This is a genomic window from Paenibacillus sp. J22R3 (genome assembly GCF_056269305.1).
Window position 1 is genome coordinate 859,711 of record NZ_JBWDNS010000001.1, and the last position, 21,978, is coordinate 881,688.

Sequence of the window (21,978 nt, forward strand, 5' to 3'; positions counted from 1 at the left end):
CAACTCAATCATTTCACGCAAATACCCAAGCAAGTTATGGACGCGCCGGCACCGCAGCCTTCCCGCTTGGGCATCTCTTCAACTAATTGATTTCTCCATGATCTTTAATGGTTGTATCGACATGAATGTTGACCTCTGCTTTTGCGAAAGCGCCGCCCCAGTCGTTTTGCACTTTTTTCCATGCCGAGTATTGAAAAGCTCTTGCATTTAGCCCTAGTCCAATTGGATCCAACTTGTTTTTTTGAATTTTCTTCACCAACTTGTACATTTCCAGCTCAAGCTGCTTATTAATCATGGCTTCTAGTTCTTTCGAATTCTTCTCCGCACTAAGCCGAAACATTTGTTCCGTTAAATGAATAGGCAGCTTTAATCGAATATCGAAACGAAAATGATTGTCCGTATAAGAAACCTTCATTTTCCGCATTACTTTCGTAATATAAAAGCTTATTGCTCTTGTCTCGAAAAGTGATTTCTTATGCTTTACATCAGGCAAAATAACGGTCAGCGTTAAATCCGCGAGCTTCTCATCCTGTAAAATCTGCAGCAGTTCATTCTCCATAAGATCGAGCGATCCTCGATAGATCCCTTTGTCGTCCAGCAGCGCCGTTCCGGTTACGACTACCTCTTTTGGTGTTTTGTGCAGCTCCGTCATGTACGGCGTGACCCCCTTCTCGAAGACAAGCCGAATATAATCAAAGAGAGTCGTCATTTCAACGAGGTTACGCATGTGCGCGGTATCGACTAGCTTGGCAATATGGAGCGGGAGCCTGCGCTTGTCTTCCGGCGTAAAGAACATAACCTCCTCCACCGGTCCATCCACCGCAATTAATCTTGCATTGATTCTGGATTTGGAATCACGAAAGAAAACATCGAGCAGATTCATCCATCCCTCGTGCTGGAGCACCTTTTTGCCGACTAGGATATTCTGCAGTTTCCCATTACTGACGAGTGCAGACACGCGGGCTTCCAATTCGCCTCTAGCCTGACGGCTGGTGATCGCTTTTACTTTCGTCGTCTCATTCTTCTTCTTCGCTTCCTTGCTGAAGACGGGTGAAGAGGAGAAAAGCAGGAGATTGTTGTCCTTGTCTAAATCGATGCCCATCATGAGTACGAGCGTAATATTCTCCAGATCAACGCGATCTTTGCAACCAGTTAACAAGACTGTCAGCATGAGGAACAGTAATGTAATGCGATAGAACCGGCTCATTTTTGCCACCGCGGGAAACTCGTCATCACAGACAAAACTGCCCATAATCCCAGCGGGAAGAGATACACCATGACCATCCCGAAATAACTGAAATAATGAATCGCCTTCGTACTGGCATTCCAGCCCGGTTCCCAGATGTAGGTAATCACTACCATACCGGTAAGAAGAATGATAATATGCTTACTCACTTTGCCGATATGAAACAGCCGTTTCGTACAGTACATCGCCATATAAAGCGCAGGAATCCAAGTTTTGGATATCACGAGCAAGTAACAAGTCAACATCACGATATCAAATCGCTCCAGAAAGCGGTATTCGATGACTTTAACGACGGTAAGCATCGTATCGTTAAAGAATTGAATTTCATCGGGACTATAAACAATGAAGCAAAGAATCGTCACGTACAAATAAACAAGTAAGGTTAACGTATTCGCGATCAAGACACCCACTATGGCTTTCTTCTTATTCTCCAGATGCGGATAGATAAAGAACGTTGCCTCAAATCCCATGAAAGAAATGATGGTCGTATTCACGGTCCGCAGCACCGGTATCCACCCTTCTTTAAGAACAGGAAGCAGATTAAGCCAATGCGCATCGTTTAACAGACTTAATAAGACGAGCGGCATCCATAAGGAACACATGACCACGATCTCCGCATATCTGCCTATAGTACGAACGCCGCCTTTCACGATCATATAGGCAGGGACGACAAAGAGAAGCATCAGTACGTAATCTTGCGACTGCTGCATGATCCAGCTGCGAATCAGCAGCACCATACGATCAAGAATTAAATAAGCAAACAAGCACATGTATACGCCAAATACGAGTGATATCACATGTCCGACAAATCTGCCAAAATAGTGCGTGATCAGATCGATGATCGTCCCGTTGGGATACATCTTCATAATCTGAACGATCAGGATGCTGGCGATTAGCGACACGGCATATCCGATCAATAAGGCGATCCAACCATCCGTTCCTCCGGTCAATGCAAGGTCGCGAGGCATTGATATGACGCCTATGCCAAGCTGCATGCTGTGGATGATCAGAATAAACTGCAGCAGCGTTATGGAGTTTGCTTTGCTAGGTTTCAAGCTCATTCCAGTCATTCCTCATCACCTTCAAGGCGGTTTAAACCCATTCTGTTCTTCTGCAGGGATCGCACGCTCGTCGGACGCTTCAGCATATTCCATAAGGGAAGCCGAATAAACACATCCTTCCAATCCCCGATACGCATCGGAGCTAAAGGTGTAGTGTAAGGTTCACCAAGTGATTTCAAGGTAATTAGGTGTGCGACGAGCACCATAAATGCAGCAATAATACCAATTATGCCGAATATGGAGGCGATGATCATCACTGGAAATCGGATGAGCCTAATTGAAGCCGCCATATCGTAATTGGGTAAAATAAACGAAGCAACAGCGGTCGACGCGACGACGACTACCATCAGATTACTTACGATCCCGGCTTGTACAGCTCCTTGTCCGATAACGATACCGCCTACAATGCCTACCGTTTGACCAACCGGTGCGGGCAGACGAACACCGGCTTCTCGAAGCATCTCAAGCATAATCTCCATCATAAACGCTTCAATAAAAGGCGGAAACGGTACTGCTGCTCTAAATTGACCGATCGATAGGATCAAGTCAAGCGGGATGACTTCATGATTAAACGAGATACAGGCAATATAGATACCCGGCAGGAAGGCTGCAATGATACAAGCAAAAAAACGCAACAGACGCAGAAACGTGGCAATCGGCCAGCGCGTACTGTAATCATCAATGCCTTGAAAGAATGCGGCAATACTGGCCGGAGCTATTAATACACTTGATGAGCGGTCGACGACAACGCAGATGCGGCCCTGTAGAATTTGCGAGGCAGCAGTATCTGGCCGTTCTGTCGTAATAAATTGCGGTAGCAGCGAGAATGGGTTATCTTCGATTAACTCGGCCAACTCACCGGTATTCAAGATACAGTCTACATTTAATGAGGTTAATCGTCTCTCCATTTCCTGGATTAAATCGGGATGGGTAACATCCTCCAGATAGAGAATCGATATTTTGCAGGGGACTCTGGCACCGATGTTCAGCTCTTTAATCTTCAGCTCTCTGCTGCTAATGTACCTGCGGATCAGCGCGATGTTTAATCCCGCCGTCTCTATAAAACCTTGGTGGGCCCCTTTAAGAGAAGCTTCGATCTGAGAATCGGTAATCGCTCGCTGCGGCCATCCTTGCGTGTCAAAGGCATACGCCTGCTGTTGACCATCCATGATAAAGACGCTTTGACCCTCCAGGACCGATAGCTCGACATGCTTTAGGGAGGTCAGTGTGCGTATATCGCCAAGCGTGACGGGAAGTACCGGAAGAACGCCTTTTCCGCTCATCCCATTGCTTATTTCAACGGATTCAAACATCAGTTGATTCAACACGTTATTATTGATCGAGTTCTTATCCGCCAATCCTGACAAGTAGACAAGTATAGCCTGGCTCCCTGTCTGTTTATAGTAAAACGAACGAATAACAAGGTCGGGCGCTTTGCTGAAAATCGCGCTGATCGAATCGACATTCACCTTTAATTCGGTATGCAGCTGATCGCGTTCAGGTGTGTGGTCTTCTTTCATTGGCTTGTAGGATTGAATATGGTGACGATTAAGAAATTTGATTAATCGAAGGAAAAACTCCACAGCACACCTCATCGTTCTCTTCTGACTTCATCGTATTTCATATTTTGCCATACCCTGACAGCAATTATTCCAAGATACCCAATAACAAAGCCAATAACAAAGACAGGCTGCCCTATAAGGACAACCTGTCTACAGACACATAACTTTGAGCGTTATACGATGATAGCTTTCAGCTTCTGTTGCAGCAAAGCAAAGGCTTCTTTCAACTGCGACGCGGGAATCTTGCTATAACGGTCACCGAGACTGACTTCATACGAGCAAGCCGATTCATTAACGACATTAATATAACGCGTTAGTCCAATTCCCGTCTCCTTGTATAGCGCTAAGAAAATCGATTCTAATTTGTCTTTAGAGATCGCTGCGTGAACATGGAACATATTCGACACCGGTAATTGCGGGTTCGTCCTCAGCCCTTCACATTCGTTATACAGCTTCGCCAGTTCAACAGCCGACTCGTAATATTGCCCCATCTTCCGCACTCGCTGATCGAAATAATAATCGCTGCTTACGATATAGGGATACAGGCTGATCAGATCGCCGCCATGGCGTCTCTTCCATATTTTGGACTGTTCGGTGAAAGCCTCTCCGCCGGCTAAGATCGCCCCTGCTATGCCGCCGATCCCTTTATAGAACGATACATATACACTATCGAACAATGCGCAGACTTCAGCTGCCGATTTGCCGTAGTACGGTAAAATTTCAAACAATCTCGCTCCGTCCAAATGCAGCTTAATTCCACGTTCACGACAGTGTGCAGCTATGGCTTCAAGCTCTTCGAAGGAAGGCAGCTGTCCGCCAATCTCGCGCTGCGGCAGCTCGAGAAGCAAACAAGAAACGTGCTCTTTCATGCTCACTACGTCTTCCAGTGTAATCAACCGATCTTTGTCCGCGAGCAAAATCGGTTCCAGATGATGCAGCTCCTTCAGCCCATCCTTCTCGTGAATTTCCAAATGGCATAACGGATGATAGGCCACCTTCTTGCTGCCCAGCTCATCACTCCATATGCGAAGCGCAATCTGCTGAGCCATCGTTCCGCTCGGGAAGAACACCGCGGTATCTTTGCCGAGAAAGTCGGCCATTTTACGTTGAAAATCCTCGATCAGCTTCCCGTTTCCGTATACGTCGCTCTCCGCACTCACGTCCATTTCGCGAAACGCATCCAGTAAAATCTGTACCGTATACTTGCTGTGCCCGGTAACCGGGTATGAGGTTTGATTGAATGCATCTAGTAACGCTGTCATCGTGGTCTTCCATCTCCTTCTGTTGCTGTCGCCATATTGTACTTGTTTAGGCGGTACCTCTTCAAGCTTTCCGAACATTGCTCGCCCCAAAAATGAGCGTTGTCCCAGTACGCATGTCGTCCATGCTTCATATGATAACGTATGCAAGAGCTCTTCTTTCTTAGGGGAGGTGATTCTTATGACATTTGCACTCACAGATTGGATGCTCTACTCAATGTGGGCAGTACTTGGATTCATGGGTCTGAACTTCTTAATGGATATGTTCAAAATGATGAAATCAGGCACATTTTCCACCGATTTTGTACTAGGGTATCTCAAAGACATGGTTTACTTTGTCTTACCATTATTCATGTTTGCGAACATGCAGTCTCTCGATCACTGGGGCTGGATGATGTTGACCGCTTACTACGTCGGTGCATTCGGAGTTGTATTCAAGTATCTGATGGACCTCAAAGGCAAAATGTAATCGCTACAGAATAGCTCCATTGCCCGCATTACTTGCAGGCTGCCGGCACCAACGGCAGCCTGTTTCATTTGCAAAAACAGGCTTGTCACTTTCATTTAAATATGTTAAATAAGTAAAGGACGATATTGCTTAGGAGAGATTCAGATGGCACAGCTCTATTATAAATACGGCACGATGAATAGTGGGAAATCATTTGAAATTATTAAAGTTGCCCACAACTACGAGGAGCAAGGCAAGCAGGTCCTCATCTATTCCCCTTCTTTCAGTGCAAGAGACGGCGCAGAGCTGGTCGGCTCACGAGTCGGCTTCGAGCGTGCTGCCATTCCGGTCGACGAGCATACGAACCTGTATGAGAGCGTCAAATCGCATTTATCTACACCATCCGGTCCTAACAAAATTTATTGCGTACTCATCGATGAAGCTCAGTTTCTGAAGAAACACCATATCCTAGAGCTCACGCAAGTAGTTGACGAGCTGAATATCCCGGTTATGGCATTCGGGCTGAAGAACGACTTCCAGAATCAACTGTTTGAAGGCAGTTACAACCTGCTGGTGCAGGCTGATAAGATTGAAGAGATCAAGACCATCTGCTGGTTCTGCGATCGCAAAGCAACAATGGTTATCCGCTTCCGTGACGGTCAGCCCGTTAATGCCGGCGCACAAATCCAAATCGGCGGCAATGAAGATTACAAGCCGGTTTGCAGACGCTGTTACAATCAAGCGTTCCGCGAGGTTGAACCGGATAGCGAAATGAAGTCCGAAATCGAATAAGTAGACGCGGAGAGGCGATATTGGCCTCTCTTTTGTTATTTTCAGTCCCTTTTTGACAACCCTTGTACGGGAAAGTAAAGTGGTAAAAGTAGGTTAAAAATGTATTCAAGGAGGCTGCCATGAGCGCTGCACGTAAGGAATCACCTGTTATCCCTTTTACCTCTATGCGACAACTTGTAGGGCCGCTGCTCGCCATCATTGTCGGCATTTTCATGGTTATCCTTGACAGTACCGCTGTCAATGTAGCTATCCCTGTTCTTGTGAAAGACTTTGACAGCACGCTCAGCATCGTGCAGTGGACCGTAACCGGTTATGCGCTTGCTCAAGCAGCCGTCATTCCGCTAGCCGGTTGGATGACAGATCGGTTCGGCTCGAAACAAATCTTCATCATTTCGCTCATCTTGTTTACTGTCGGTTCAGTGCTCTGCGCGCTCGCGACGACGGCAGAGCAGCTTATTATGTACCGCGTACTGCAAGGACTCGGCGGCGGTATGGTGCTTCCGATCGCATTCGCGATGACTTACCAGCTCAGTCCGCCTGAGAAAGCCGGCTCTATTATGGGACTTATGGGCATGCCTATTCTGCTGGCACCTGCACTCGGCCCCATTGTTTCCGGATATCTGGTCGACTATGTCGCCTGGGAATGGATCTTCTTCATCAACGTCCCGATTGGCATCCTAGGCGTCATCCTGTGTGTGACCTTACTGCCGAAGCTGCCCAAGAAGGCCTTCACCTCACTTGATATGTTAGGCATTATACTGGGTCCTCTTGCATTCGCCGGCTTGTCCTATGGACTTAGCGAGGGATCTGCTAGCTGGTCGTCAGATAAAACGATTATCGGTCTGGTGATTGGTTCCGTATCGCTCATCCTCTTTATCATCGTTGAATTGAAGCGCAAGAAAGAACCGCTCCTGGAGCTGCGAGTATTCCGCTCTCCCTTATTTACACGAGGAATTATCGTCCAGTGGGTCCTACAGTTCGTCATGTTCGGGATCATCTTCACCGTACCCTATTTTATGCAAGAGCTGATGGGAATGAGCGCCTTCCATGCCGGCATGTGGACATTGCCTCAAGCGATTGCCGCAGGGCTGTTTATGCCTATCGGAGGCCGCTTGTATGACAAAATCGGCGCTCGCCCGCTGGTTGTCACCGGCTTGACGATTGTTGCGGTCGGCGCATTCCTCATCTCACGCATCGATCCATCTGACAGTGCAGTCATGTTCCTTCTTCCCCGCGCCATGCTTGGAATGGGAATGGGTTTGTCTTTCCTTGCACTGAATACGCATCTCATTCAATCAGCGCCAAGCCACTTGGTCAGCAGGGTTACATCTCTTACAAGCGCAGCTCAGCAAGTCGTTACCTCGTTTGCGGTTGCAGGATTAACGACATTAATCGTCAGCCGTACATCGCATCACGTTGCGGAAGGCGAGAAACCAATGCCCGATGCGATGGCACACGGGTTCCATGATACTTACCTAGCCCTTGCCGGGCTGGCTATCTTCGGTCTGCTGCTCGCTGTCACCTTGAAGCGTCCTCAACCAAATGGCGCTCAAGCTCCCGCTCATGCCGTAGATATGGGCTAATCATCGCCAGCGACTCATAAATGGTTACAAGGTGTATGATTTCAGCTCCCTCCGCTCATCTTATGGATGACGGAGGTGAGCATTACCATGACAGGTCGAAACAGCAAACCGAAGAAGAAAGGTCCGGCATCCCATCCGGGACGCCTGGATCAATACGGAGAGAAGCTCTCGGAAGAGAGCGACAACAAGTCTCAAGGTAACAGCTGCTGAGTCATTGAATTAGAGAAGGCTGTCTCAAACGTGCAATTTCGCACGTCTGAGACAGCCTTTTATAGTATCCGGATCATCACAACGCCGGATCAAGCAAATGTCATCATGGATTCACCGGTAATGGTGGTGCCGATCGACTCACCTTCACATATGGCCGCCATCGAGCCCGGCTCATCGAAATTAAACACATGGATCGGGAGTTTATAATCTCGTGCGAGCAGGAACGCGGACTGATCCATTACCCGCAAGTCATGCTTGATGACATCGTTATAGTGCAGGGATTGGAATTTCCTAGCGTCCCTGTTCTTCTTCGGGTCAGCTTCATATACGCCGTCTACCCCTTGCTTCGCCACAAACAGCGCATCACAATTTACTTCAATAGCCCGCTGGACAGAAGGATAGTCCGTTGTCACATAGGGCTGGCCGTTACCGCCTGCGAAGATCACGATATACCCTTTCTCCAGATGATGAATGGCTCGCAGTCGAATATAAGGCTCCGCCACAGAGGTGAGCGGAATGGCAGTCATTACACGCACTTCATTGCTGCATTTTGCCTTCAACACGCCTCTTAACATCAAGCTGTTCACTACAGTTGCAAGCGTGCCGATGTTATCGGCTTCCGCTCGTTCAATTCCCCAGCTCTCCGCCATATTCCCTCTGAAGATATTGCCTCCGCCAATAACCAAGGATACCTCCACGCCTTTGCTCACCACCGACAAAATCTCGCCTGCGATATGCTCCAGTCTGTCCGGATCAAACCCAAATTCGCTGCTTCCCGCAACGGCTCCACCGCTTAACTTGATCAGTACCCTCTTGTATGTGCTCATTACAATCCTCCTTGGACAAAAATAAAACACTAAAGCAAATGCCTTAGTGTTTACGGATCACATATGAAATTGGAATGGCTGTTGAAGCATCACGTTCACCTAGACCTTGTTGTCTGATTAGCATTAAGCTTCGCCTCCATTCGTGTACTAAACTTGATTATATAGGATAACAACCTGAATAAACAATAAACATTTATGCTCATGTGTACCGAAAATCAACTACTATTGAACTGTATCCTTTTGTTCATTTTACAAGAAATTGACACCTATGGATATGGTTCTCGTATGAACTGAAATAGTGTACGATTGTAAAGGGCTTCGCGGGTTAACAGTGCACTGCGCAGCCTGAATTCAGAAGGAGGATCCCCTGCATGCCACTGTTTCTGCACACGCTGTCCTTAAAGCTGCTTCGGCTTAAGAACTCAGCTGTCGCCATTCTTTTCATTGCCTTCCTGCTGATCCTCTCTACGTTGGCCTATTGGCTGGAGCCGGACACATTCGAATCTTGGTTCAATGCTCTGTACTGGGTCATGACCACGATGGCAACCGTCGGATACGGCGATTATTTCGCCCACACGTTCGCAGGTAAGGTGCTAACGCTCTTTATTTATGTGTTTGGCATCGGCTTATTGAGTTTGATTATCGGCAAAATCATTGATTCGGTCTCACAGTATCATCGACAAAGGAGAGCTGGTAAGTTGAACTATTCCGGGAAACAGCATGTCATCTTTATTAATTGGAGTAAGAAAGCCAGATATGCAGTGGAAGAGCTGCTATCCATCTCTCCTGCTACTCATATCGTGATTATCGATGCCATCGATCAACATCCCTACGAGCATCACAATGTTCACTTTGTGAGCGGCGATCCCAGCTCCAGCGACATCTTGGAGAAAGCCGGCATTGCCAGTGCGAAAGCAGCCATCATCTTCGCCGATTATCGCATCGATGAATCATCGCTGGTCGACGGCAAATCGCTGTTGATCGCCTCCAGCATTGAAAGCATCGCCCCGCAGGTTCATACGACCGTAGAAATTATGCTCGAGAAGCATATCCATAATTTCAAACATGTCAAAGTGAATGAATTTGTACTCTCTCATGATGCCGTTGCAAGGCTCGCGGTTCGATCGGCACTGAACGATGGCAGCGTAGAAATCTTCACCCAGCTGCTTAGTCGTCAGCACGGCTCTGATGTGTTCCAAGTTTCCGTCTCACCGGATTGGAAGACCTATGAGGATGCTTTTCTCTCCCTATTGAAACAAGGAGCGACTTTGATCTCAGATCGCGGAGACATGTCCATCAACACGAAGCTGAACGCTCCCATTCCCGCGGACGCCAAGCTCTTCGTCGTCTGTGATGTCGAAGTCTATCAGACTATTACCAAAGGAGTGCGTGTTTAATGCATACGATTTGTTATCAAGATTGGGATGAGTCGGCGCGGCGAATAGTACGAACGCTCAAACAATATTCGGTTGATACCGATGAACTATTCGTCCGCAAGCTCGTCAATGCAACGGTCATCCAGAACAGGCTGCTCCACCACAGCTCGCATGAGTCCGAGGATAGCGGAGTCCATCATATCTATGCGGCGTCTTTTCAACCCAGCGATCTCGATCTCTATGGGGATGATATCAAGCCGGCGCTGCTTGAGCGTTGTGACCGATCTGTGTTTCTGGAAACCGAGTTTCTCTATTGGAACGGACGGACGTTCGAATTAGGCGAGGGGCTGATTCGTACGCAAGGGTCGCAAGACATCGCCAGATTGCTCCTTGATCATTATTTGGTGAAGCAAACCCGCACCTTCGAGTCCTTATACTCCGTGCTCGATGATGACCGCAACAAAGTTGTATTGTACATGAAGGAGGTTCACGTTTAAATGAAAGACGACATGAAGTCCGCCAAAGTGCTGAAATTCGCGCTGTTGCTCGCTGTGCCTGTCGCGCTAAGCGGCTGTAACACCAGCTCCAGCTATGACTGCGACCCGAACTACGAGAATTGTGATGATGGTTATTACGGCGGAACCGGCGGAACCTACTATTCTAGCGGCGGTTCCACGACCAAGAATCCAGCGGTCAACGCTAACGGTTCAAGCAGCAGCTCCGGTGCCGTTAAAGGCTCTAACAGCAGCTCTGGTTCATTCAAAGGGTTCGGCAGCAGCGGCAGCAGAAGCAGCGGGGGTTAACGCATGATAAACCGGATCGTGCAGCTCGATGGGAACCATGATGCAATATTTAGCGGTGAGATTGCTCAGAATATCCCCTACCATCGGATGAATGGCAAACAGTACTGTCTTCCTGCCTTGACGCTGTTCCAACCCGAAGAAGCTGCCGCACTTCAAGCCGCTTCTGAATCCGTTGACCGCATTTACTGGAAAGTACTGCGTTTCGCTCAACAATATTTGCCTGATGAGTTTCTCGTTCAGCAATTAGGACTTCATCCCGCTCTCTTATCGGCAGCACGAATGGAAGTTCCGTATCACGGTGTATCCAGACAGGATTGGATCATGGGCGAACATGGCATGAAATGTATCGAAAATAACACGGATACGCCAACAGGCATACCCGAAACCGCCTACCTGGCAGAGCAGCTTATTCATCATTTCTCAACGTATACGGCTGCTTCAATCGGGATGCGCCATGAGATTCAGGGCGCCTTCGACCAATTGATTCGGCATTATGCCAATCAAGGTCTCACGGGTCCGATTGTATTTTCCAGTTATGGCTGGCATCTTGAGGATCGCACGAACACGGAGTATATCATGAAGGCCGTCAACGAGCTGGGTTACGAGACCCTCTATGTTCCCCTCGAAGAACTGGAAATTATCCCCGGTGACGGACTCTATGCCGGTGGGCAGCGTATTGCCGTGTTATATCGCCTGTATCCGCTTGAATATCTGATTCACGATACAGACGATGAACAAGAGAGCATGCCGATTGGCGAGGCACTGATTCAGCTTGTTGCCTTAGGCAAGCTTGGACTGATCAATCCGGCACAGAGCATCATTACTCAGAGCAAAGGGTTTATGGCGTTAATTTGGTCGCTCTACGAGCGTCGAGATCAAACCGAGGCTTTTGTCGGGTTCACCCTCTTCGATGAAGCTGATATCGCAGACATAGAACGTTACCTGCTCCCGACTTATTATGAAGCGGCACCGTTCGTGCAAACCGGTACTCCTTATGTAGCCAAAGGATACTGGGGACGCGAAGGCAAAGGTACTTCCCTCTATGATGGCGCAGGACAATTCCAGCAAGCCGAGTGGGGTCATGAGGAAGCAGATGTCATCGAGGTTCAAGACTATTATGACAACCAGCCGAAGGTTTACCAGCAGCTGTTCCCTATGCAAGAAGCTCGTGTTGAAACGGAAGAAGGTCCTTTCGAGGGCTATCTCTTAACAGGCGCTTATATAATAGGCGGACATTACGCCGGCCTGCTGCCTCGTATAGGCGGCAAAATTACCGGAGATATGGCTTACTACTGCCCTGCTGCAATTACATACACAACCCAAGGAGGATCAAAGCGTGAATAACTTTGGTAATGATCTGTTGAATGTAGGAATTGGAATCGTTATTTTGCTAGTAGCACTGCTAGTTGGTTCTTTCGTATTTAGCAAGCTTACGCGTTTCAATGATTGGGAGGAAATTAGGCGAGGTAACGAGGCCGCAGGCATTTATATGGGCAGCAAGCTGCTTGGTCTTGGCATCATCGTAGCGATGGTATCGTACAGTTCCCATGATTGGGAGGCTATGCTGATCTGGTCCGGAATAGGCATTCTGCTACTCTGCCTTGTCTATGTTGTATTTGATTTCCTTACCCCTAAGCTCAATGTTTGCGAAGAGATTGCCAAAGGCAACAAATCCGTTGCACAACTGCTTCGCGCCATTATTCTCGGATCGTCGATTGTGATCGGTACGTTCTTAATGTAAATAATAAAGCGGCACAAGTGCTCATCACTTGTGCCGCTTTATTATTTAAGATAGAAAATCTATAATACCCGATACGATCGCACTCGATACGGTTTCCTGGAATGCTGCCGACTTCATCCGCTCTTCTTCCGCGTGATTCGAAATATATCCGAGCTCAAGCAGTAGCGCCGGTCTGGTATTCTCACGTATGACTTGATAATTGCCCACCTTCACACCACGATCTTTGGCGTCGATCGATTGAGCAAGCTCGCTATGCATAAGCTCGGCAAGTCCGTTATCCGTTTCGTTGTAGTAGTACGTCGTCATTCCTGCAACATCATTGGATTCGAAAGCATCGTAATGAATGCTGATAAACACATCTGCTTTCGATTCATTCGCGATTGCCACACGTTCGTCCAGCGATACGGTTTCGTCATCCGATCGAGTCAGAATCACTTGAGCTCCCGTTCTCTTCACCAGCTCGTCTCGAATGTGCTGCACCGTCTGCAAGGTGACATCCTTCTCGAAAGTCCCTTGTTGTCCGATCGATCCGGCGTCTTTCCCACCGTGTCCGGCATCCAGTACAATCGTTTTGCCGGCAAGAAGCAGGTTCTCGCTTGCGACGATCGGCACCCCTGCGGATGCGTCATCGTCACTGGACCCATTGGCTCGATTATGAGCTTGGAATATGAATAAAGCCGCGGCAAAGACGATTAAGGCAAGCAAGGCCGTGCCGGGGTATTTCTTCTTTCTCCTTTTCATTTCAGAAACTTCCTCCTTACGGTGTGCTGCTTGATGTTCCACTAGCGTATCAGCTCGACTTAAAATTGAAATGAAGCTAATCTTAATAACGGCTTAAATCGATATAAAGTTTAATTTTCATTTCGTCATGCATAAGATCAATACCTGCTTGGGTACATTAATGTCTGTTGCAATACACAATGAATGAGGAGGATCACACACATGGCAAACGGACAAAATCAAGTTTCTAAAGCAGATGTGCAATCCGTGGCATTAAACAAGCTTCCGGTTGCAGGTGCAGCAGACACCGAGTTCTCCGCAGAAGAAGCGGCTGAAGTATTCCAGCACAACCCTGCTTCGAACCAAACTGCGGCTAATGTTGCAGCTAATGAAGCTGAAGACGAAGAGTAACCTCTAATCGGATACTTAACAAAACATGAAGCCCGTTCCTAATGGAATCGGGCTTCACTTATTTTAAGCGGAATATTCAAGCTTCTTGCGCGTGTTATTGTTATTGCCTTTATTTCTAGATCCCTTAACCAGCTCAGGCAGTGCAACACCCAGTAATACGAGTACGACGCCGGCCCACTGCAGCCCGCTCACTTGTTCATGCAGCACAACCGCTGAGAGCATAACTGCTACAGGCAGCTCCGATGCACCTAGAATACCAGCCATTCCTCCGCCGATATGCGGAACGCCTGCCGCGAACAGCACAGGAGGAATAAAGGCACCGAACAGCCCAAGCAAGAAACCAAATAACAGCAAGCTGCTCCAGATCACGCCGTTAAACAGATAAACCGGCGGGAACAGAATAAACACGAAGATCATTCCGCCCGTAATCATCCATAAGCTTCGCTGAGCGGGATGAACAGCTGGTACAGCTTTTCCACTGAAAATAATAAAGAGCGAATAGCTTACTGCAGCGAGCAAACCAAGTACAATGCCAGCCCAATTAAACTCAGAAATCCCTTGTTCCATAATGCCGGCAGCGAGCAATGTTCCGCCGAATAAGATGCTAAGCGTTAGCAGCATAATTCCGTTCGGACGTTTACTCGTACTGATCGCATGGATAAGAACGCCCATCCACGTAAATTGGAACAACAGTACGATCGCAAGTGAGTTCGGAATATATCGCAGAGACTGATAATACAGCAGACCTGTCAGCGCCGTTGGAATACCTGCAGACATCAGCAAGAGTCGTTGTTTCCAAGTTAAACTGAGCGACTGCTTAATCGGCTCATTTGCCTTTGCAGCCTGACGTTTGTTGCGCACTTTAAGCATAATGACGAGCAGCCAGGATAGGATAAATCCTGTTAACAGCTGCGTACCTACTACCTCACCTAAGCTGTAGCCTTGTCCATAAGCTTTCACTACGATCGTCGACAGAATGCCGTAACTGACCGCGCCTAGAAATACAGACAGCATATATTTCATATCTAAGATGCCCCCTTCGAAACTTGCGTATGATCGGTAAACAAATACAAAAAACTTCCTTACCACAAATACAGAATCATCAACTGATCATTCCGTATTCGTAGTAAGGAAGTTAAGGCTTCCTGTAGATACCCTCACCCTGTTTGTTCGTGAGGTTATACGAATTTATTATGAAGTTAAGTATGTTTTCCGTTGGAACTGCTTGTGATCACTCATGGAAATGTAACATGACTCGTTAGTTTCTGTCAACAGGTGATTGACGGGAATTAAGCTAATTTCAGAAAGTCACTTCGCATAATACTTCGGACATGCCCTGCCCATCGGCCGTTGGCGGGACAATATTTCTTCGCGACCTTCTCGATCGTCGTATAGCCGCGCTCGACGTAATTGGCCGATAAGAGTTGTCCGAATTTCCTCACGCTCTCCCCCTTGGTGGCGAAGGAAAAGGCTTTTTTGTAGGCGTTTTTGCCTGTGACGGCATTCAAGCCGAACAGATTATTTTTCGTTTGCGCCAGTCGGCTCGATCCGTTACCGCTTTCAAGCTTCATGACGGCGATGGTAAAGAATGCGTTAATGCCATATTTATCTTCAATGGCGAGAACGGCTGCTTCCAGTCCATGACCGGCAAGCTTCGTTCCTTTCAGTATTGTCGCGATTTGTTCTTTGTTTAGACCCGAGTCTGACATCACCTTGGAGGTTGGTTTAGCCAGTGTCTCAATCGGCGTTACAAGTTTCTTCTTGATGGGTAAATTATCAATAACAGCCGTTGGGGCATTCACCTTCTTGACCGTCTGATGGGTCACAGATGCGGTGGACACTTCAACTTTAGCGGCTTTCACTTGATTAACAGGTACTGCTGGCGTTACCGATATTGATTGCGATAACTGCGGCACTTCCTCAGCATAACCGCCATGGACATATCCGCCGTCCTGGAGTGATAACCAACCGGATTCAGTTACGCTCACAACTTGAAGCATTTCGCCTTGCTTCACTTCTGTCATGATTGTCGAGCTTGCATCCGGCATGGAACGTACATTGAGGTAGAAAGCCGTTACTTTATATGTATGGATAGGATTTGCCATCGGAACGACGGTGGCAGGAACAGCAGGTACGGGGATAGTACGAATCAGCTCTGGGGATTCGGCGGCTGATGCTTTGGGGATGACGGTCGCGGGCTGGAACAATGATTTCGGAAGATGCATGGCTTCTGTGGCAGGTGATAGCGACGATGGTGATGATACCGCTTTGTTTTGGAGCCAATGCGGAGCAGATAAACCTGCTATTTGGGAATTCCACAGTGCATTCGTAAAGGTAAAGGATAGAATAACCGTAGTTACAAACAACGCACAAATCATATAAGCCACTACATTCCACTGGATGGTTCTAGTCATTGAAACACCTCTTCCTTGGATTTAAGGGCCTTTCCGATATAGGTTAGATTGTAAATGCTATCTTCTGAAAAGCATGTCAAACCTTCTGTAAGAAAAATATGTACTTTTGTCGACGGACATTCCTTCTATGGCGAACAAAAAAGAAGCCTGAGTGAATCAGGCTCCTTTATGAGTGTTTTTTAATCTTTTTTCACGCTTCCGGAAACGCCTTGCGCCCCATAAAACCGTCATTCCAGCCGTGATAGTGAGAGATTCGATCCTCGCCTTGCTTCCAACAGATTAGAATTTCCTCACCATCGAGAATGGAGGGGAAATCAATCAATCCCGGGTTGATCATTTTGAGTAAAACGCCCTTACGATCAAAATTTCCGATGTGCAGCTCAATATCCATCCGCATGAACTCGAGCTGACTCTCCACCTCAAAGAACGGATCATCGCTTCCTCTATCTGTAGTTGCCTTCAACACTTGCAGCTCATCAAACTTCTCTTCGAATTGCTGCGTCAGTAGCTGCAGTTTAAGCAGATCTTCCTGCAGCTGCGGTAAAAGTGCATTCGCTTCGCTTAATGTAAAATGAATTGGGTCCACTTTCGTATCCACTCCTTACATTAAGTGTACTAGAATCAAACGAACAAGGTCAAACGGAGCTTAGCGATTATTCCATTCGAAATGAAAAAACGAGAACCCCGTGTCCGCTATCGACACTTCAATTCTCGTTCCTCCCTGTTATTTAAAATAAGTTCGCAGATGTTCCGCCGCTTTCATGATCCCCTGCCGTTCTTGCTCTAAGGTTCCCCAGAAACGATGGTCCTCCAGCTCGATGCTGACCGCCCCTTTATATCCTAGGCGATCCAATCGCACGGCCACCTTGCTCCATTCAACAGCGCCATGCCCGGGAATCGTGTAACGCCACGAGCCTTCCGAGAATCCGTATTTCGCTCCGAATGTTGCCTGCAGCACGCCGGATTCATACAGTTCTTCATTAAGAAGCTCCGTATCCTTGCCATGACAATGGTTAACCCGTTCCCCGAACTCCGATAACGCGCGTAAGTAATCGATGCCTAGTCGCACAAGATGGGAAGGATCATAGTTGAGGCCGAAATGTTTCGAAGGGATTGCCTCAAACATAGCTCGCCACATCTCAGGTGTACAGCCCAGCGTTGGATAATGAGGCGCCGGTCCTGGCCAGCCTTCGATGGCGATATAAATGCCGCGCTGCTCAGCATGGCGAACGACTTCCGGGAAAGAATCCTTCCAAATAGCAAAGCCTTCCGAGCGAGGAAGCGTGAGATCTTCCGGCACCAAACACATGAACATGACGTTTCCGCCGAGCTCAGCCATGGTGTCCATTTGGCGTTTAGTCGCCTCAACCGCATCGGAGCGGCGTGCATCGTCTCGGCTAAGCAGCTGCGCTGTATGCCGAGCATCCACAGAGCCGATGCCGATTCCGAACTCACTGCAGGCTTGCTTCACTTCAGGAGTCAGCTCGGAGACATCTAAGATGTCGAGTCCGATTTCCGCTGCCCAAGCGGCAGTTTGTCTAATCCCTGCGCGGCCAATAATGGGCGGTATTCGCATGCCGATTGAATAGGTCATCTTAGCTTGCCTCCTCTGATTTCAAATCACCTACTGGCGAATAACCGGCCGCTTGATAAATCATCTCCGATAATTGAACTACTTTGAGCGCGTACTCACCTGGTACAAGCACATCGTGGCGACCTAATATAGCATCAATAAAGCTCTTGTCTTGATTGGTTGATGCAGCCGGAAGCTCAGGAACAATCGGCTCTTGTCTCAATCGGCGAAGCGTGATTCGGCCGTTATCGTAGAAGATCCCGCCTTCTTCTCCGCAGAATACAAAAGTCTCATGCCAGCAAGGCGAGTAACCAACCAGATTAAGACCCGCAACAGCACCTTCGGCAAATCGTATCGAAGTGAAGGTGTCGATTTCAACGGGCGTGCCATGCATATGCAGCTGTGGTTTGACTTCAATCGGTGTCAGCCCTGTCGTCCATAGGAGAACATCAATGATATGGCTGCCGGAATCCATCAAGAAACCGCCGCCGGATAAGGCAGGGTCTTGGCGCCAGGAGCCAGGTGTCCCCTGCCTCCACTCTTGATATAGGGATGCGGTAATCGAAGTCAGCTTGCCAATCTCGCCTCTTGCAATGGCATCTCGGATGTATAGAAATTCGGGCTGAAAATGGCGCTGATAGGACACCTGCATGATTTTGCCGGCGTCATTGGCAAGCTCGATTAGCTCTTTCGCTTCCTCGGAGGAGCAAGTCATCGGTTTCTCGATTAATACATGCAGGCCTTTGCGCAATACAGCGCTGGCCTGTTCAAAGTGCAGCGTATGCGGCGAACAAATGACGACCGCATCCAGCTCTACTTCATCCAGCATGTCGGTGTAATCCGCGAATGCCGGAATATCACCTAATTGATTTTGCGCAGCAAACTGCTCTCTGCCAGCTGCATGGGGATCCGCTATTGCTGCAATCTGTACCTCCGATAACTCCGACAGCTGACGCGCGTGCCAACCCGCAATGCCGCCGGTTCCGATCATTCCAACTCGAATCAAGCTCAATTAATTCGCCTCCCGCTTATGCTTGGAATAGATAAGACATTTGGATAAATCAGACATCTCCACCTTAAGCTAACACAAATCAAGGCTGCTACCAATCCAAATATGCGACAAGATATGCTAAGCCATATCCACGTTTGGACAATTACAAAGTAGGCAATGATAAGCAAGAGCTAAGAGATCAATGCACAGGAGGAAGACACAGCGCAATGAGAAGAACTTTGCTACACACAACGCGAACAGCCGTTTGCTTCGTCTTGCTGGCTGCAACGATTGGCGGTCCTGCCGGCGCGCACCCCGTCCAAGAAACGACGCCAACCGTTGTTCAAGTGAAACTGGTTGGTGCAGCCGGTACCGAAGTCGGCATGGCGACACTGACACAGAAGAACGATGCCGTCGTGCTTCATGTTGAAGCCAAGAACTTGCCGGCCGGCGTACATGGCATCCATTTTCATGAGACCGGGAAATGCGAAGCACCTGACTTTAAGACAGCAGGCGCGCATTTCAATCCGCAAACCAAACAGCATGGCTTTAACAACCCGAAGGGATTTCATGTAGGGGATTTACCGAACATCACGGTAGCAGCAGATGGCTCGGTTAAAGTAGATATCGAGACACGAATCATCACTTTAGCGCCTAACCAGCCTAATTCGCTCCGGAAGACAGGCGGCACTGCGCTTGTGATTCATGAGAAAGCCGATGATTATGCGACTGACCCGTCCGGAAATTCAGGGAACCGCATTGTATGCGGGGTAATCGCCCAATAACGAAATGTAAACCAATAAGCGTCGAAATCGGCCATGGATCTCTTAAGGGAGGTTCATGGCCATTTACAACTGGAGGAGTCTTACGTTAAATTGAAACATGGAGATGGGCTTATCGATTAAACACAGAGAAATTAAAGGAGCACACCAAACTGATGCTAACAAAAGAATTATCACCCCTTGTACAAGCTTTAGACCTCAAACCGCATCCGGAAGGCGGCTGGTACAAAGAATTGTGGAAGGCTTCTTTCGAGATTCCGCAAGAGATACTGGGCGAACGCTATTCCGGTGCACGATTTGCGGCTACATCGATTTACTTCGTCCTGCACCCGGAAGAAACCTCAGACTGGCATACCGTATTGTCCGATGAATTATGGCTCTGGCACTCCGGCAGCCCGCTTCTGCTCCGCTTAGGCGGTACTGGAGAGAATCCGGAGACGACCGAAGAGATTATCATTGGACCGGATATCGCCAAAGGTCAACGGCCGCAAGCGCTGGTACCGGCGAATGTTTGGCAGATGGCCAAGCCGCTCGGCGATGAGCCTGTATTTGTTTCTTGTGTTGTAGCTCCGGGCTTTCATTATGATGATTTCACCCTCATAAAACGCACTTAAACCATACCTTATTAGAGAAAAGGCCAATCAGGACTATCCTGATTGGCCTTTTCTCATTGTCAATGGGAATTCCATGAATGTTTTCTAATCGTATTCTAACAATGTCAGTGAAAGCGTTCGTAATGAAGAGTTTTCCTCCACATTGGTAAGTAGTGGGTTTTTCTGCTGTGGTATAGTGGTCACCAGGTGATAGCGACAACCAGTAATCACACTATACTCTCAATTAATAGGAGGAAGACATGAATAACACAACAAACAAGCGTATAGGTAGAAAATTAGCAGGTGTAGCACTCAGCCTATCTATCGCTTTTGCCGGAAGCATGCTTCTTACGCCGAAGACGACTCACGCAGCATCCGATTCAGTCGTAGCGAGTAACATCATTAATAAGGGCAAACAATATATGGGCGTGCCTTACAAATTCGGCGCCAAATCCGGCATTACTAGCGCATTTGATTGTTCTTCATTCGTGCAATACATTTATAAGAAGAATGGCATCAGCCTTCCGCGTTCGTCGAGACAGCAAGCCGTTAAAGGAACTAGGGTGCTGAAGAGCAACTTGAAAAAGGGCGACCTTATTTTCTCGGATACGAATCGTGACGGCAAAATCAATCATGTCAGCATCTATATCGGCAATGGCAAAGTCCTTCAAACGTACCGCGTAGGAATCGGTGTTACGATCTCAACCTTCAAAGGAAGCATCTGGGACAAAACATTCGTAACCGCTCGCGACGTCATTTAGTCTTCATATCGTGCAGGGCACCTAGGTGCTCTGCACGTTTTTCGTTTCGGTGGGCAAGCGTATATACAGGCTAGCCTTGGACTCCATACACTAGAAGGTAGTAGAGTATTCGCGTGTAAGGAGGTGCGAACAATGAAGCTGGATATCGGCTGCGGTGCCAATAAGCTCCCTGATTGCTACGGGATTGACCGTTATGCACTGCCGGGCGTCAATCTGGTCAGTGATCTGAATAGTGAAATACCGTTTCCCGATAACTCCATCGATTTCATTGCCGTGAGCCGCATGCTGCCTTACGTAAGCGACTTAACCTTCGCGCTGCGCGAGTTATATCGGGTCAGCGTTCACAAGACAGTCGTTTGTTTGCTATGCCCGTATGCGCACAACTTTCGCCATAGCTCAAACCCGTTCTTAAAACACCGCTTCGATGAACACACGCCTCGTTATATGACGGGAGCTTTCAGACAACCTCCCGGAAATCCGATCTGCCCTCCCCTTTTCCCTTACAGCTATGTCACGCCTCCGCCTTATGATTTCAGATTGCTTCGTATGGAGCTTTTCTATCAAGCCCCTTATTTGACGGATCTCTATGAACCTGATGAGCTCGAAGTACTCAAGGAGCTTCAAGCAAACGTTGTAGATGAGATTTTGTATTATTTTGTCGTCGTGAAAGCGCCTTTGCCTGAAGAGGAATGGTTAGCGATGTGTAATGAAGTTCACCCAGAGCCGCATGCCGTAACGATGCTCCGTAGCATAGCCCCTTATTGAGGTGCATATGTTTGAGTTAGTGTGCACTATGCATCATATTCGGAGAGGAACTTAAGGGGG

25 protein-coding genes and 1 riboswitch are annotated in these 21,978 nt (G+C 48.0%); of the genes, 14 read left to right on the top strand and 11 right to left on the bottom strand.

Going from position 1 to position 21,978, the window contains the following annotated elements:
* Positions 1 to 82: 82 nt before the first annotated feature.
* From AC0YN4_RS03835 to AC0YN4_RS03850, 4 genes are all read right to left on the bottom strand, one after another.
* Positions 83 to 1,207 carry a Ger(x)C family spore germination protein gene (locus tag AC0YN4_RS03835; protein WP_475835574.1) on the bottom strand — a complete coding sequence of 375 codons (1,125 nt, stop codon included), beginning with the start codon at positions 1,205 to 1,207 and terminating at the stop codon, positions 83 to 85.
* Positions 1,204 to 2,307, bottom strand: coding sequence for a GerAB/ArcD/ProY family transporter (locus tag AC0YN4_RS03840; protein WP_475779975.1), 1,104 nt, complete (start codon positions 2,305 to 2,307; stop codon positions 1,204 to 1,206). Before AC0YN4_RS03840 ends, AC0YN4_RS03835 begins: the two co-directional genes overlap by 4 nt.
* Positions 2,308 to 2,312: 5 nt before the next feature.
* Positions 2,313 to 3,827 (bottom strand): spore germination protein, encoded by a 1,515-nt coding sequence (locus AC0YN4_RS03845; protein WP_475835201.1) that lies wholly within the window; start codon positions 3,825 to 3,827, stop codon positions 2,313 to 2,315.
* Positions 3,828 to 4,042: 215 nt separating this feature from the next.
* Positions 4,043 to 5,131 carry a threonine aldolase family protein gene (locus tag AC0YN4_RS03850; protein ID WP_475835202.1) on the bottom strand — a complete coding sequence of 363 codons (1,089 nt, stop codon included), beginning with the start codon at positions 5,129 to 5,131 and terminating at the stop codon, positions 4,043 to 4,045.
* Positions 5,132 to 5,309: 178 nt separating this feature from the next.
* Here AC0YN4_RS03850 and AC0YN4_RS03855 point away from each other — a divergent pair, with 178 nt between their 5' ends.
* The 4 genes from AC0YN4_RS03855 to AC0YN4_RS03870 all read left to right on the top strand — a co-directional run bounded on the left by AC0YN4_RS03855 (position 5,310) and on the right by AC0YN4_RS03870 (position 8,161).
* Positions 5,310 to 5,597: a hypothetical protein gene (locus AC0YN4_RS03855; protein WP_090975602.1), complete on the top strand. Its 288-nt coding sequence runs from the start codon at positions 5,310 to 5,312 to the stop codon at positions 5,595 to 5,597.
* 144 nt (positions 5,598 to 5,741) lie between these two features.
* Entirely contained in the window at positions 5,742 to 6,368 is a 627-nt protein-coding gene (locus tag AC0YN4_RS03860) for a thymidine kinase (protein WP_475779972.1), read from the top strand.
* Between the two features lie 119 nt (positions 6,369 to 6,487).
* Complete coding sequence (locus tag AC0YN4_RS03865) at positions 6,488 to 7,951, top strand: DHA2 family efflux MFS transporter permease subunit (protein ID WP_475835203.1); 1,464 nt, start codon at positions 6,488 to 6,490, stop codon at positions 7,949 to 7,951.
* Between the two features lie 87 nt (positions 7,952 to 8,038).
* Positions 8,039 to 8,161, top strand: coding sequence for a hypothetical protein (locus AC0YN4_RS03870; protein WP_256208255.1), 123 nt, complete (start codon positions 8,039 to 8,041; stop codon positions 8,159 to 8,161).
* A gap of 89 nt (positions 8,162 to 8,250) precedes the next feature.
* On the opposite strand, the gene pyrH is transcribed toward AC0YN4_RS03870, so the two are convergent.
* On the bottom strand, positions 8,251 to 8,988 hold the full coding sequence (pyrH, locus tag AC0YN4_RS03875) for a UMP kinase (protein ID WP_475835204.1): 738 nt from the start codon (positions 8,986 to 8,988) through the stop codon (positions 8,251 to 8,253).
* Between the two features lie 371 nt (positions 8,989 to 9,359).
* Here pyrH and AC0YN4_RS03880 point away from each other — a divergent pair, with 371 nt between their 5' ends.
* Genes AC0YN4_RS03880 through AC0YN4_RS03900 form a run of 5 tightly spaced genes read left to right on the top strand, consistent with a single transcriptional unit; the run spans position 9,360 to position 12,908 of the window.
* On the top strand, positions 9,360 to 10,385 hold the full coding sequence (locus tag AC0YN4_RS03880) for a potassium channel family protein (RefSeq protein WP_475779969.1): 1,026 nt from the start codon (positions 9,360 to 9,362) through the stop codon (positions 10,383 to 10,385).
* The gene (locus tag AC0YN4_RS03885) at positions 10,385 to 10,861 is read left to right on the top strand and encodes a hypothetical protein (RefSeq protein ID WP_475779968.1); all 477 of its coding nucleotides are present in this window, start codon (positions 10,385 to 10,387) and stop codon (positions 10,859 to 10,861) included. The genes AC0YN4_RS03880 and AC0YN4_RS03885 overlap by 1 nt, the downstream gene beginning before the upstream one ends.
* Positions 10,862 to 11,167: a hypothetical protein gene (locus tag AC0YN4_RS03890; RefSeq protein ID WP_475835205.1), complete on the top strand. Its 306-nt coding sequence runs from the start codon at positions 10,862 to 10,864 to the stop codon at positions 11,165 to 11,167.
* Positions 11,168 to 11,170: 3 nt separating this feature from the next.
* Entirely contained in the window at positions 11,171 to 12,511 is a 1,341-nt protein-coding gene (locus tag AC0YN4_RS03895) for a glutathionylspermidine synthase family protein (RefSeq protein WP_475779966.1), read from the top strand.
* Positions 12,504 to 12,908 carry a DUF350 domain-containing protein gene (locus AC0YN4_RS03900; RefSeq protein ID WP_090975610.1) on the top strand — a complete coding sequence of 135 codons (405 nt, stop codon included), beginning with the start codon at positions 12,504 to 12,506 and terminating at the stop codon, positions 12,906 to 12,908. The genes AC0YN4_RS03895 and AC0YN4_RS03900 overlap by 8 nt, the downstream gene beginning before the upstream one ends.
* 45 nt (positions 12,909 to 12,953) lie before the next feature.
* Here AC0YN4_RS03900 and AC0YN4_RS03905 read toward each other — a convergent pair whose 3' ends face one another.
* A complete protein-coding gene (locus AC0YN4_RS03905; protein ID WP_475779965.1) occupies positions 12,954 to 13,649 on the bottom strand; it encodes an N-acetylmuramoyl-L-alanine amidase family protein in 696 nt (231 codons plus the stop codon).
* 201 nt (positions 13,650 to 13,850) lie between these two features.
* Here AC0YN4_RS03905 and AC0YN4_RS03910 point away from each other — a divergent pair, with 201 nt between their 5' ends.
* Positions 13,851 to 14,039, top strand: a complete 189-nt coding sequence (locus AC0YN4_RS03910; protein ID WP_090975612.1) for a hypothetical protein — start codon at positions 13,851 to 13,853, stop codon at positions 14,037 to 14,039.
* Positions 14,040 to 14,102: 63 nt separating this feature from the next.
* Here the strand turns inward: AC0YN4_RS03910 and AC0YN4_RS03915 are convergent, their stop codons facing one another.
* From AC0YN4_RS03915 to AC0YN4_RS03935, 5 genes are all read right to left on the bottom strand, one after another.
* A complete protein-coding gene (locus AC0YN4_RS03915) occupies positions 14,103 to 15,062 on the bottom strand; it encodes an EamA family transporter (protein ID WP_475835206.1) in 960 nt (319 codons plus the stop codon).
* A gap of 81 nt (positions 15,063 to 15,143) precedes the next feature.
* Positions 15,144 to 15,245: riboswitch (purine riboswitch) on the bottom strand.
* 83 nt (positions 15,246 to 15,328) lie between these two features.
* On the bottom strand, positions 15,329 to 16,453 hold the full coding sequence (locus AC0YN4_RS03920; protein ID WP_475779963.1) for a glucosaminidase domain-containing protein: 1,125 nt from the start codon (positions 16,451 to 16,453) through the stop codon (positions 15,329 to 15,331).
* A gap of 190 nt (positions 16,454 to 16,643) precedes the next feature.
* Complete coding sequence (locus AC0YN4_RS03925; RefSeq protein WP_475779962.1) at positions 16,644 to 17,039, bottom strand: DUF2203 family protein; 396 nt, start codon at positions 17,037 to 17,039, stop codon at positions 16,644 to 16,646.
* A gap of 138 nt (positions 17,040 to 17,177) precedes the next feature.
* A complete protein-coding gene (locus tag AC0YN4_RS03930) occupies positions 17,178 to 18,047 on the bottom strand; it encodes a sugar phosphate isomerase/epimerase family protein (RefSeq protein ID WP_475779961.1) in 870 nt (289 codons plus the stop codon).
* 1 nt (position 18,048) lies between these two features.
* Positions 18,049 to 19,038, bottom strand: coding sequence for a Gfo/Idh/MocA family protein (locus AC0YN4_RS03935; RefSeq protein ID WP_475779960.1), 990 nt, complete (start codon positions 19,036 to 19,038; stop codon positions 18,049 to 18,051).
* Between the two features lie 206 nt (positions 19,039 to 19,244).
* Here AC0YN4_RS03935 and AC0YN4_RS03940 point away from each other — a divergent pair, with 206 nt between their 5' ends.
* The 4 genes from AC0YN4_RS03940 (at position 19,245) to AC0YN4_RS03955 (ending at position 21,918) form a co-directional block, all read left to right on the top strand.
* Positions 19,245 to 19,802, top strand: coding sequence for a superoxide dismutase family protein (locus AC0YN4_RS03940; RefSeq protein ID WP_475779959.1), 558 nt, complete (start codon positions 19,245 to 19,247; stop codon positions 19,800 to 19,802).
* Between the two features lie 152 nt (positions 19,803 to 19,954).
* The gene (locus tag AC0YN4_RS03945; protein WP_090975619.1) at positions 19,955 to 20,413 is read left to right on the top strand and encodes a cupin domain-containing protein; all 459 of its coding nucleotides are present in this window, start codon (positions 19,955 to 19,957) and stop codon (positions 20,411 to 20,413) included.
* A gap of 239 nt (positions 20,414 to 20,652) precedes the next feature.
* Positions 20,653 to 21,153: a C40 family peptidase gene (locus tag AC0YN4_RS03950; RefSeq protein WP_475779958.1), complete on the top strand. Its 501-nt coding sequence runs from the start codon at positions 20,653 to 20,655 to the stop codon at positions 21,151 to 21,153.
* A gap of 132 nt (positions 21,154 to 21,285) precedes the next feature.
* Positions 21,286 to 21,918 carry a methyltransferase domain-containing protein gene (locus AC0YN4_RS03955; protein WP_475835207.1) on the top strand — a complete coding sequence of 211 codons (633 nt, stop codon included), beginning with the start codon at positions 21,286 to 21,288 and terminating at the stop codon, positions 21,916 to 21,918.
* Positions 21,919 to 21,978: the final 60 nt, after the last annotated feature.